Annotated in this window: 11 protein-coding genes; 8 read left to right on the forward strand and 3 right to left on the reverse strand. The window is 68.3% G+C overall.

Translation table 11 applies throughout. The features are described from left to right. The first annotated feature begins 12 nt into the window (after window positions 1-12). The 5 genes from BMW85_RS21525 to BMW85_RS21545 all read left to right on the forward strand — a co-directional run bounded on the left by BMW85_RS21525 (window position 13) and on the right by BMW85_RS21545 (window position 4855). Complete coding sequence (locus BMW85_RS21525) at window positions 13-1323, forward strand: sugar ABC transporter substrate-binding protein (protein ID WP_091083989.1); 1311 nt, start codon at window positions 13-15, stop codon at window positions 1321-1323. Continuing rightward, entirely contained in the window at window positions 1320-2249 is a 930-nt protein-coding gene (locus tag BMW85_RS21530; RefSeq protein ID WP_091083992.1) for a carbohydrate ABC transporter permease, read from the forward strand. Before BMW85_RS21525 ends, BMW85_RS21530 begins: the two co-directional genes overlap by 4 nt. Then, on the forward strand, window positions 2246-3106 hold the full coding sequence (locus BMW85_RS21535; RefSeq protein ID WP_091083995.1) for a carbohydrate ABC transporter permease: 861 nt from the start codon (window positions 2246-2248) through the stop codon (window positions 3104-3106). Before BMW85_RS21530 ends, BMW85_RS21535 begins: the two co-directional genes overlap by 4 nt. Window positions 3107-3174: 68 nt before the next feature. After that, on the forward strand, window positions 3175-3936 hold the full coding sequence (locus BMW85_RS21540) for an IclR family transcriptional regulator (RefSeq protein ID WP_091083997.1): 762 nt from the start codon (window positions 3175-3177) through the stop codon (window positions 3934-3936). Window positions 3937-3949: 13 nt separating this feature from the next. After that, complete coding sequence (locus BMW85_RS21545; RefSeq protein WP_091083999.1) at window positions 3950-4855, forward strand: 5-dehydro-4-deoxyglucarate dehydratase; 906 nt, start codon at window positions 3950-3952, stop codon at window positions 4853-4855. 413 nt (window positions 4856-5268) lie between these two features. Here BMW85_RS21545 and BMW85_RS21555 read toward each other — a convergent pair whose 3' ends face one another. Then, a complete protein-coding gene (locus tag BMW85_RS21555) occupies window positions 5269-6744 on the reverse strand; it encodes an aldehyde dehydrogenase (NADP(+)) (RefSeq protein WP_091084003.1) in 1476 nt (491 codons plus the stop codon). A 105-nt stretch (window positions 6745-6849) separates the two neighbouring features. Here BMW85_RS21555 and BMW85_RS21560 point away from each other — a divergent pair, with 105 nt between their 5' ends. Both BMW85_RS21560 and BMW85_RS21565 read left to right on the forward strand, forming a co-directional pair. After that, on the forward strand, window positions 6850-8106 hold the full coding sequence (locus BMW85_RS21560; protein ID WP_091084005.1) for a glucarate dehydratase family protein: 1257 nt from the start codon (window positions 6850-6852) through the stop codon (window positions 8104-8106). 243 nt (window positions 8107-8349) lie between these two features. Further along, window positions 8350-9477 carry a hypothetical protein gene (locus BMW85_RS21565; RefSeq protein WP_091084007.1) on the forward strand — a complete coding sequence of 376 codons (1128 nt, stop codon included), beginning with the start codon at window positions 8350-8352 and terminating at the stop codon, window positions 9475-9477. Window positions 9478-9608: 131 nt separating this feature from the next. Here the strand turns inward: BMW85_RS21565 and BMW85_RS21570 are convergent, their stop codons facing one another. Then, complete coding sequence (locus BMW85_RS21570; RefSeq protein WP_218155866.1) at window positions 9609-10076, reverse strand: TspO/MBR family protein; 468 nt, start codon at window positions 10074-10076, stop codon at window positions 9609-9611. Window positions 10077-10789: 713 nt separating this feature from the next. Here BMW85_RS21570 and BMW85_RS21575 point away from each other — a divergent pair. Continuing rightward, window positions 10790-11104 (forward strand): hypothetical protein, encoded by a 315-nt coding sequence (locus tag BMW85_RS21575; RefSeq protein ID WP_143082357.1) that lies wholly within the window; start codon window positions 10790-10792, stop codon window positions 11102-11104. 169 nt (window positions 11105-11273) lie between these two features. On the opposite strand, the gene BMW85_RS21580 is transcribed toward BMW85_RS21575, so the two are convergent. After that, on the reverse strand, window positions 11274-11578 hold a 305-nt coding region (locus tag BMW85_RS21580), incomplete at its 5' end, for a transposase (protein ID WP_091084162.1).

Below are 11578 nucleotides of genomic sequence, written 5' to 3' on the forward strand. Positions count from 1 at the left end.
GGAGGCGGTCTGATGTCACGTCGTCTGCTGGGGGTCGCGGTCGCCGCGGCCCTCGCCGCAACGGTGACCGGCTGCGGCTCCGGGGGATCGAGTTCAACCGACGACACTCTGGAGATCTGGATCCGGCAGGTGCCCGATTCCGACTCCGCCAAAACGGCGCAGAAACTCGCCGACGCATTCACCAAGTCCAGCGGGGTGAAAACCAAGGTCGTCGCGCTTTTCGACGACTTCGAGACCAAACTCAACCAGCAGGCCGCGCAGCGGCAGCTTCCCGACATCGTCATCAACGACACCGCGCAACTCGGCAACATGCACAGCCAGGGCTGGCTCCAGGAGGTCGACAAGGCGGCTCTGGCCGGCTCCGGCGACCTCGCCGACCGGGCCTGGCAGGCCGCCGCGGGCAGCGACGGCAAGTTCTACGCCGCGCCCTTCTCCGCGCAGGCGTTCGCGCTGATCGTCCGCAAGGACTGGCGCGAGAAGGTCGGCATGGAGCCGCCCGCGACCTGGGAGGACCTGGCCAAGCTGGCCGTCGCCTTCACCGAGAAGGACCCCGACGGCAACGGGCAGAAGGACACCAGCGGCCTCGTCGCCCCCGCCGGCACCAAGCGCGGCTACGCCTCCTGGTACGCCTCCTCCCTCATCTACGCCAACGGCGCCGACTTCCTCAAGGCCAACGGCCCCGGCAAGTACGTCGCCACCGCCAACGACCCCAAGTTCGTGGAGGCCGTCCAGTACCTCCAGGACCAGTTCTGCAAGACGAAGACCGTCAACCCGGGCGCCGTCAGCAACGACACGACCGTCACGCACGAGGTGTTCGAGAAGGGCCAGGGCGGCATCTACCTCGTCGGCCCGTACGTGCTCGCGCGCTTCGTCAAGAGCCTCGGCACCGACAAGATCGAGGTCCTGCCCGTGCCCAAGGGCCCCTCCGGCGGCCCCGGCACCCTCGGCGAGGGCGAGAACGTCTACCTCATGGCGGGCTCCCAGATGCAGGACGCGCAGAAGAAGTTCGCCGAGTTCGCGATCTCCCCCGAGGGCCAGCGGATCGGCATGAACAAGGACGCCAACGGCGCCATCGTCCGCCTGCCGGTCAACAAGACCGTGGACATGGCCGCCGAACGCCAGGACCCGCGCTGGAAGGTCTTCCAGGAGTCCTACGACTTCGCGGTCTACGCGCCGCCGGTGCCGAACTGGGCGCCGATCCGGCAGACCTCCGCCGACGCCATCAACACCGTCTGGGCCGACTGCTCGGCGGACGTCAAGACGGCCATGGACGGGCTGAACACCAAGCTCACCCAGGAACTCCAGAGCCAGAAAGCGTCATGACCTCGACCGTGACCCGGGCGGGAGCCACCACCGCGCCCCCTCGCCGCCGCGCCCACCGGGTGCGGTGGCGGGGGCCGCTGGTCGCCTGGCTGTTCCTGGCGCCCGCGCTGCTGCTGTTCCTGTACTTCAAGTTCATCCCCATGCTCGTGGGCCTGTGGAAGAGCTTGTTCAAGGTCCAGACGTTCCTAGGGGACGAATGGGTCGGTCTCGACAACTACCGCACGATCATCACCGACGACCTGTTCGCCGCGGCGATCTGGCACAGCGTGGTGCTGGCGCTCGGCACCACGATCGGCTCCCTCGTGCTGGGGCTCGGGCTGGCGCTGCTCATCGAGGGGCCGGCGCGCTATCTGTGGTTCGTCAGGACGGCGGCGTTCCTGCCGGTCGTGACGACGATGGCGGCGGTGGCCGAGGTGTGGCGGATCATGTTCCACCCGGCCGACAACGGGATGCTCAACGTGATCATCGGCTGGGCAGGCGTCGATCCGCAGCCCTGGCTGGCCAGCGAGCACTCCTCGCTCTGGTCGATCATGCTCATGAGCGTCTGGCGCGGCACCCCGTACGACATGATGATCTTCCTGGCCGGGCTGGTCGGCGTGGACCGCACGCTCTACGAGGCGGCGGCCGTGGACGGGGCCTCCACCTGGCGGCGGCTGCGGCACATCACGCTGCCCGCGCTGCGCCCGGTGTTCTGGATCCTGTTCACGCTCGCGGCCATCCGCGGGCTGCGCGTCTTCGTCGAGGTCTACGTGCTCACCAACGGCGGGCCGAACAACTCCTCCGAGGTGCTGATGACGCTCATCTACAAGCTCGGCTTCCAGAAGAACGAGCTGGGCGTCGCCTCGGCCGGCGGGATCGTGCTGTTCCTCGCCACACTCGCGCTCACGGTGATCGTGCAGCTGATGCGCAGGAGGCAGGCGTCATGAGGTTCGACAGCGCACTGGGGCTGGAGTCGCGCAAGGGCCCGCTCGCCGCCGCCGCGCGCTTCGTCGTCTACGGGCTCATGGTCGTGGCCTTCACGGGGCCGCTGGTGGGGCTGCTGGTCAGCGCGTTCAGCAAGACCCTCGACCCCACGTCGTTCACCCTCTGGCCGGACGAGTTCACGCTGGAGAACTTCGTCCAGGCCGGGGAGAAGAACGTCTACCTCTACCTGCTGAACTCGTTCGTGGTCGTCGGCTTCGGGCTGCTGCTGCAGATGCTGGTGAGCGTGTTCGCGGCGTACGCGCTGGCCCGCAAGAAGTTCCGTGGCATGACGGTCGTGATGCTGCTCATGCTGGCCACGATGATGCTGCCCGAGGAGATCATCGCGATCCCGCTCTCGCTCGTCCTCGCCGACCTGCCGGTGCTGCACCTCAACCTCATCGGCACCTACGCGGGGATGATCCTGCCCGTCGGGGCCTGGGGGTTCTCGATCCTGGTGATGACCGAGTTCATGAAGGAGGTGCCGGTCGAGCTGGAGGAGGCCGCGCGCATCGACGGGGCGGGCGAGCTGCGCATCTTCGCCACCATCATCGTGCCGCTGTGCCGGCCGGCGCTCGGCGTGATCGGCGTGTTCGGGTTCACCATGATCTGGGACCAGTATCTGCTGCCGCTGATCGTCGCGACCGAGTCGAGCATGTGGACGCTGCCCATCGCGCTGCGCTCGCTCCGCTCGGACGAGGAGGTCGGCATCGGCGTGCTGCTCGCGGCCTCGCTGCTGGCGCTGCTGCCGTCGATCATCGCGTTCCTGGCCCTCCAGCGGCAGTTCATGCGCGGCCTCACCAGCGGGGCGGTCAAGGGATAGCGTCCATGTATCTGGACGCTATCCCATATGCTGGATGTGTCGGCATTGTGGAGTGAGATGGGACGAGTATGGAGCCCCAGCTGGTCAAGTCCGCCGAGCGGACCGTACGCATCCTGGAAGCGCTGGCGGAGTCGCACGAGACCCTGACGCTGTCGGAGCTCCAGCAGCGCACCGGTTTCCCGCGCAGCAGCCTGCACGCCCTCATGCGCACGCTGGTCGAGCTCAACTGGGTCGAGACCGACTCGGCCCGCTCGGCGTTCGGGATCGGGCCGCACGCGCTGCTCACCGGGACGGCGTACCTCGACAAGGATCCTGCGCTGCCCTTCGCCCAGGAAACCCTGGAGGACCTGCGGGACGAGATCGGGCAGACCGTGCACTTCGCCCGCCGGGACGGCGCGCACGTGCTCTACCTGGCGACCAGGGAGTCGCGCGAGGCCGCGCACGTCATCCCCAGGGTGGGCCGGCGGCTGCCCGCCCACGTCACCGCGCTCGGCCAGGTCCTGCTCGCCCAGCTCACCGACGACGAGGTCGTGGCCCTGCTCCCCGACCCCCTCGTTGGACTCACCGAGCACTCCATCACCGACCTGGGCAAACTCACCGGCGAGCTGGACCAGGTGCGCACCCGGGGCTGGTCCTGCGAACGCGAACAGGGCACCCCCGGCGTCGCCTGCGTGGCCGTGGCCGTCGACTACCGCATCCCGGCCACGGACGCCATCAGCTGCTCGATGCCCGCCGCCCTGCCGCCCACCGACGTCGAACGGGTCACCGAAGCGGTGATCAAGCACACCCGCAAGCTCGCTGCCACCCTCCGCCGGGAGGGCATCCGCTAGGGAAGGACCGTTGATGCGGCTAGATGGCGTTCTCTTCTTTCCGGTGACCCCGTTCGACGCCGCCGGCGAGCTCGCGGAGGCGGTGCTCGCCCGGCACGTCGCCGACGGGGTCGCGGCCGGGGCGGGAGGAGTGTTCACCGCGTGCGGCACCGGCGAGTTCAACGCCCTCGACCCCGGCGAGTACGGGCGGGCCGTCACCGCCGCCGTCACCGCCGCCGGGGGGCGGGTGCCCGTGCTCGGCGGGGCCGGCGGCACACTGCCCGCCGCCCGCGCCATCGCCCGCGAGGCCGCCGCACGCGGCGCCGACGGACTGCTGCTCATGCCCCCCTACCTCGTCAACGCCCCCGCCGCCGGCCTCGTCCGGTACGTCCGCGACGTGGCCGCCGCCGCCGAACTGCCGGTGATCATCTACCAGCGGGGCAACGCCCGCTTCACCCCCGAGGCCGTCGCCGAACTCGCCCAGGTGCCGAACATCATCGGCTTCAAGGACGGCCTGGGCGACTTCGACCTGCTGCAGCGGATCATCCTGAGGGTGCGGGAGGCCGGCCACCGCGACTTCACCTTCTTCAACGGGCTGCCGACCGCCGAGTTCACCATGCCCGCCTACCGGGGGCTCGGGGTGACGCTGTACTCGAGCGCGGTGTTCGCGTTCGCGCCCGAGATCGCGATCGCGTTCCACAAGGCGTTGACCGCCGGGGACGAGGTGCTCGTGCGGCGGCTGCTGACCGGGTTCTACCTGCCGCTGGTGGAGCTGCGCGACCTGGTGCCCGGGTACGCGGTGTCGCTGGTCAAGGCTGGGGTGCGGCTGCGCGGGCTGGAGGTCGGCGGGGTGCGGGCGCCGCTGGTGGACCCGACGGCGGAGCATGTGGAACGGCTGGAGCGGATCGTGGCGGCGGGACTGGAAATAGCAGGCACCTGACCCGCTTCCCCTCTTCCCCAGCACTCTCTCCAACCGCCACTACCCACGACCCTTCGCCAGAAGGCGTGAACCAGGAGACACGACCACGAGCCTGTGACACGAGCCCTCAGACCATGAGCCGTGCACCGTGAGCCCGGCCCCACCACCTACGAGCCCCGACCCAGGAGCCACGACCCAGGAGCCAGGAGCCACGAGCCACGAGCCACGAGCCAGGAACCACGAGCCAGGAGCCACGAGCCACCAGCCAGGAGCCACGAGCCAGGAACCACGAGCCAGGAACCACGAGCCGGTCTGAGCCGTGAGCCACCAGGAGCCATCGGCGCGCCGCCCGCCATCGGCAGCAGCCAGCGCGCCGTCCACCATCAGCAGGCATCAGCGCGCCGCCGTCCACCATCAGCAGCCACCAGCCGCCATCAGCCCCCGAGCTGCAGCCGCCCATCCACCCGCCGCGGGATCCCCAGCGGGTTGCCTTCCTTCAGCTCATCCGGCAGCAACGCCTCCGGCCAGTCCTGGTAAGCCGTCGGCGCCAGCCACCGCTCGATCGCCGTGGCCCCGACCGAGGTGGACGCCGTGGTGGCCGACGGCCAGGGCCCGCCGTGGTGCATCGCCCAGCACACCGCGACCCCCGTAGGCCAGCCGTTCCAGATGAGCCGCCCCGCCTTGCGCCCGAGCACCTCGGCAACCTCGCCGGCCTCGTCCGGATCGGTGCCGTGGACAGTGGCCGTGAGCGACCCGTCCAGCCGTTCGAGCACCGCCCGCAGCTCCCCCACCTCGCGGTACGTCACCACGATCGACGCCGGCCCGAAGCACTCCTCCCCGATCTCCGGCAGCTTCTCCGCGAAGGTGTCCAGGTCAGCGGTGAACACCTTCGGCGTCACCGCCCAGCTCCCCTCTCCGGCCTTGCCCTCGGCCAGCAGCCGCAGCTCGCCGAGCCGTTCGATCGCGCCCAGGTAACCGTCCCTGATCCGCTCGGCCAGCATCGGCCCGCCGCTCGTCCCCTCGACCGCCTCCACGATCGCCTTGCGCAGCCCGTCACCTTCGGGCACGAACATCAGCCCCGGGTTCGTACAGAACTGCCCGACCCCCAGCGTCAGCGACCCCGCGAACCCGGCCGCCACCTTGTCCACAGGCGCGGACGGCAGCACGACCACAGGGTTGACACTCCCGAGCTCGCCGTAGAACGGGATCGGCGTCTCCCGTTCGTCGATCAGCTGCTGGATCGCCTTGCCCCCGGCCACCGACCCGGTGAACCCGGCCGCCACCACCAGCGGATGCTGGACCAGGTCCGCCCCGGCCCCCATGCCCTGGACCAGCCCCAGCAGATCCGGGTACGGCAGCGCCTCCCGTACGATCTTCGCCACGCGCTCGGAGGTGTTGGGATGCCCCGGGTGCGCCTTGACGACCACCGCGCATCCGGCCGCCAGCGCCGAGGCGGTGTCGCCGCCGGCCACCGAGAACGCGAACGGGAAGTTGCTCGCCGCGAACACCGCCACCACGCCCGGCAGCGCGTGCTTCATCCGCCGCACGTCCGGCCGCGGCGGCGTCAGGGAGCCGTCGGCATGATCGATGATCGCCTCAAGGTAACCGCCATCCCTGATCACCTCGGCGAAGAGCCGGAACTGCCCCGCCGTCCGCGCGACCTCGCCGCGCAGGCGCGCCTCGCCGAGCGCGGTCTCCTGGTCGGCGAGCTGCCACAGCTCGTCCACGTGCGCGGCGAGTGCGTCGGCGACGGCCTCCAGCGCCTGTGCCCGCTCGGCCGCCGGGGTGGCCCGCCAGGCCTGCCCGGCCGCCGCAGCGGCGGAAACGACCAAGTCGACCCCGGCGGTGTCGGTCTCTGGCAGGGCGTCGCCCACGGTCTGGCCGGTCCTGGGGTCGTGTCCGTAGATCATCGAATGGCCCTTCGGAGTCTTGACACTTCTTCAGCCCGATTCTTACAGTTCTGGATACTTGTCCACAAATCTGTCTCTTGTTCACATACATGGACGGCGGTCGAGATGATCATCAGGGAGATCCACGTCACACCGGTCGCATTCCGGGATCCACCCCTCCTCAACGCCGCCGGGGTCCACGAACCATGGGCCCTCCGTACCATTGTCGAGGTCGTCACTGACGAGGGCCTGACCGGGCTGGGCGAGACCTACGGCGACCTCGGCCACCTCGGCAAGGTGCGCGAGTGCGCGCAGGCCCTGGTCGGGCTGGACGTCCACGCCATGAACGCGATGTACGCCCGCGTAGCCGCCACCGTCGGCGACGTGGTCACCGACCTGCACGGCCTGACCGGCGTCGCGACCAAGGAGAAGAGCGTCGACCGGGTCTTCGCCGCCTTCGAGGTGGCCTGCCTGGACATTCGCGGCAAGGCGGCCGGGGTGCCCGTCGTCGACCTGCTCGGCGGCCGCGTCCGCGACGCCGTCGAGTACAGCGCCTACCTGTTCTACAAGTGGGCCGGCCACCCCGGCGACAAGCCGGACCGCTTCGGCGCCGCACTGGACCCGGCGGGAGTCGTCGAGCAGGCCGCCCTCCTCATCCAGGAGTACGGCTTCAAGTCGATCAAACTCAAGGGCGGCGTCCACCCGCCGGACGAGGAGATCGCCGCGATCAAGGCCCTGTACGAGGCGTTCCCCGGCGTGCCGCTCCGCCTCGACCCGAACGCCGCCTGGACCGTCGCGACCTCCATCCGCGTCGGGCGCGAACTCGACGGCATGCTCCAGTACCTGGAAGACCCCACTCCCGACATCTCCGGCATGGCCGAGGTCGCCGCCTCCGTCCCCATGCCCCTGGCCACGAACATGTGCGTGGTCACCCCCGACCACCTGCCTCCCGCCATCGCCGCCGGCGCGATCGGCGTACTCCTGCTGGACCACCACTACTGGGGCGGCCTCGTCCGCTCCTCCCACGTGGCCAACCTGTGCGAGACGTTCGGCCTGTCGCTGTCCATGCACTCCAACTCCCATCTCGGCATCAGCCTGGCCGCCATGACCCACCTCGCCGCCGCCACGCCGAACCTCACGTTCGCCTGCGACACCCACACCCCCTGGCAGGACGGCCAGGACGTGATCACGCCCGGCGCGCTCCGCTTCACGAACGGCGCCGTCCCCGTTCCCACCGGCCCCGGCCTGGGCGTGGAACTCGACCGCGACGCCCTGGCCCGCATGCACGAGCAGTACGAGAAGTGCGGAATCGTGGCACGGGACGACACGACGTACATGCAACGCTTCGACCCAACCTTCTCCCCCACCCGCCCTCGCTGGTAACCCCTCCCCGCTCCCGCTCAACTCTGGCGCCGCTGGTAACCCTCCACCCCCGCTCCACAGCAGCCCTCAGTCGCCGTCCTGGAACAGCAGCACCACGACCGCCAGCCACCCGCTCCACTTCCCAACCCAGCCGCCCATCACGGCCGCCCTACCTGGGCCGCTCCATCACAGAGCAAGCCAACGCAACCCCACAACAGCCGCCCATCACAGCCGCCTAATCCCTTCAGGAGCCGAGTGGGTCCCATGAAAATCGCCTACGTCTACCCCTGGGACGTGGTCGGCGACCCGTCCGCACCCGACCGCCTCGCCGCGCTCGGTGTTGACGCGATCGCCCTCGCCGCCAGCTACCACTCGACCCGGGCCGCCACTCCGTACCACCCGTCACACCGCGTCCTGGAGGCCCCGTACCCCGCTTTCTACCTCCCGGTACGCCCGTCCGCCTGGTCCCGGCTGCTCCCGGCGTCCCCGACCTGGACACCGGCCGACGCCTACCTGCAGGCGAGGGACGCCCTCAAATCGGTCGGCCTCCAGGTTCACGCCTGGACGGTCCTGACCCACAACTCCCAACTGGGCACCGCGAACCCGGACCTGATCGTCCGGAACGCCTTCGGCGACCCGTACCCGTACGCGCTGTGCCCCGCCCACGACGACGTCCTCGACTACTGCGACCACCTCGTCAGGGAAACCCTCACACTCGCCGCGCCCGACGGTCTCATCCTGGAAGCTTGCGGTCCGATGGGCTTCGGCCACCAGAGCGTCCACGAAAAGACGTTCGGCGCCGACTGGACCACCGTGGACTCCGACCTGCTCTCCCTCTGCTTCTGCGCATCTTGCGCCCCTCGCTATCCGGAGCCCACCAGGGCGAGAGTCTGCGCGGTCCTCGACCGCACCCTCCCGACCTCCGGCCTCCTCACCGTGGAAGAAGCCCTCGGTCCCCTCGCAGACGAGGTACGCACCACCCGCGTCGAACTCTCCACGACCCTGCGCCGACGTCTCCTGACAACCATCCGCGAAATCGCCCCGAACATCCCCATCGCCCTGCACGCCAACCCGGACCCCTGGGCAACCGGCGCCTTCGCCGCTCTCCCGTCAGGTGACCCCGCCGCCGACGTCCTGATAGCCAGTTGCTGGGGCGATCCCAGCCAGGACGCATCCCGCCTGACTCACCTGACCACCCTGACCACGCCCACCCAGCGCGTAGGCGCCTACGTCCTCGCGCTCCCCCCACGCCCAGCGGACGCATCGATTCTGGCCGACCATCTCAGAACGTACGCCAAGGCCGGCGCCACCGACTTCCACCTGTACCACGCAGGCCTGGCCTCCCCGGCCCGCCTGGCAGCCCTGACCGAGGCCCTACGCCAGCTCACCTAACCCAAGCCCCCGCGCCCAAGGCGCGACTCCGTCGACAACCACAGCCACACCAACGGCACCCCCTCTGGAGCCGTAAGGCCCCACACATCACGCCCTGATGCAGAGTCAGACCACCAACTCAACCCCAACGATCAGCGATTGCGCCGAACGATGGAAGCGTTGAGAGCCGTCGCGAACAGAGTCCACGCCGCGTAGGGCAACAGGACAGCCCCTGCCACACGATCGACCTTCATAGCCTGCCGGACGAGCATGACATTCGAGACGTTGAGCGCCGCGATCTCGGCCAACGCCCATCGAGGCGAACGCGCCCGGAAGAAGATCGCAGACCACGTCGCGTTAAGTGCCAGATTTCCAGCCAGAGTCCGCTCGACGGCCTTCTGCTGCTGCCCGTCCCCCTGCGACAGCGCCCGCGCGCCCCCGAAGGCGATGAGCGCGTAGAGCGGCGTCCACACCAGCGGAAACGCCTGTGCCGGCGGCTGCCAGCCAGGCTTCCGCAGCCGTCGATACCACCGAGTGTGAGGATTCGTTCCGACTGATCCCACGACCGCTGTTACAGCGCTGGCCACACCAGTCCGCAGCAGCGCCTTCTTCATCGTCATCGCCATAGCAGACGCCTCTGCCCGATACGGGGCAGACTAAGCAGCATCACCCGAATCGACCGATTTAGCCAGATTCAATCGACACATATCCACAGATACCAGAAGCATCGAACTGGAGCCACATTTATCTGCGACTTCACCCAGCCCCAACCGAGAGAATACCAGATCCCACTCTCCCATAATTCCCCGAACCTTTGAACGCCACCCACTAATGCCTGGGAACACACCGACCAGTGCACAGTAAACCGAAACCAGCCAACGAACACGCCAAGAGCCATCAAGGGAACTAGCATCGCTATTTGTCATCAAAACCGCGAGCCACAGATTCCCTTCTCACGGCGACGAAATCTCCCCCCACGACGACAACCGCCCTCGCAACCCCTTGCATCGACCCGACCTCCGTTCTCCACATCAAAGCCAAACCAGACGAACGCGCCAATCACGCCCCTATATTCATATTCCACACACAACAGACAAAACGGCTACGACTCAGGTGTCCTCAGGGGCAGTTTTCTTCCCCCCGAAACTCTGGCCAAATCGGACATGCTGGGGCTCCGGGATGAACGGCTCAACACGCAGGAGTACAAACCCACTCCCGCCGCCGATCGCTCGTGCCGCAGCACCCCCAACTGCTTGCGACCATGGACAACAGCAAGCGAGACCCGGACATGAGAGGCCGGTGTCTCTCCCGACTACCGCAAAGGTAGGAATGCGTGGACGTGCAGACGGAGATCCTCGGTCTGAAACTGCGTGTTGAGGCTCTGGAGGCGTGCTTGATCGCCGACACGGACCGCACGGCAACCGTGAGTATCATCACCGCCCTCCGAACGGACATCGCCGAACTCCGAGCCGACGTAGCCGAAGATTTCGCAGCGTGGGGGGACGAGGTGGCCGGCGTTCGCTGCCAGCTCAACGACTATCTCAAAACTTCGCACTCCGACCTCGTGCGAGCCCTCGACTCACTCCGCTGCGAGATGATCGACCTGGGCATCAGACTCGACCGCCTGCTGGAAAACGGCGACTCTTAACCGAAACCAGTGCCCCCGACCCCATCGGGGGCACTTAGTCAAAGCACCATCCACCCAATACCAAAATAGGGAGTTCTAACGTCACAGAGCCGCCACTCCAACAGATCGCACCCAACGCCCAGTCATACCGGCGACAGCCAAGCACTACAGAGATTGAAAGTTTGAGGTTTCATGTCGATCTCGGGTTCGTGATCAGGCCGGTGTGTGCCAGGAAGGCGTCCAGGAGGCTGGCGCGGTACTGCATCTGCTTGAGTCGGCTGCGGATGACCTTGGCGAGTTCGTCGAGTGTGCAGGGGGCCAGATTGCCCAGGCTGCGTTTGAGGTGCGACCACGCCATCTCCACCGGGTTGAGGTCGGGTGCGTAGGTCGGCAGGTAGAACACCGTCAGCCACGGACGCGCCTCGATCAGGGCGCGCATCCGGGCGTCGAGGTGGGTGCTGACGTTGTCCCAGATCAGCACGATCGGCCCGCCGA

Source organism: Nonomuraea wenchangensis (assembly GCF_900111685.1).
GTDB lineage: Bacteria > Actinomycetota > Actinomycetes > Streptosporangiales > Streptosporangiaceae > Nonomuraea > Nonomuraea wenchangensis.

Coding starts and splice junctions, on each gene's coding strand:
- BMW85_RS21525 (WP_091083989.1), top strand. CDS start 13: ATGTCACGTCGTCTGCTGGGGGTCGCGGTCGCCGCGGCCCTCGCCGCA.
- BMW85_RS21530 (WP_091083992.1), top strand. CDS start 1,320: ATGACCTCGACCGTGACCCGGGCGGGAGCCACCACCGCGCCCCCTCGC.
- BMW85_RS21535 (WP_091083995.1), top strand. CDS start 2,246: ATGAGGTTCGACAGCGCACTGGGGCTGGAGTCGCGCAAGGGCCCGCTC.
- BMW85_RS21540 (WP_091083997.1), top strand. CDS start 3,175: ATGGAGCCCCAGCTGGTCAAGTCCGCCGAGCGGACCGTACGCATCCTG.
- BMW85_RS21545 (WP_091083999.1), top strand. CDS start 3,950: ATGCGGCTAGATGGCGTTCTCTTCTTTCCGGTGACCCCGTTCGACGCC.
- BMW85_RS21555 (WP_091084003.1), bottom strand. CDS start 6,744: ATGATCTACGGACACGACCCCAGGACCGGCCAGACCGTGGGCGACGCC.
- BMW85_RS21560 (WP_091084005.1), top strand. CDS start 6,850: ATGATCATCAGGGAGATCCACGTCACACCGGTCGCATTCCGGGATCCA.
- BMW85_RS21565 (WP_091084007.1), top strand. CDS start 8,350: ATGAAAATCGCCTACGTCTACCCCTGGGACGTGGTCGGCGACCCGTCC.
- BMW85_RS21570 (WP_218155866.1), bottom strand. CDS start 10,076: ATGACGATGAAGAAGGCGCTGCTGCGGACTGGTGTGGCCAGCGCTGTA.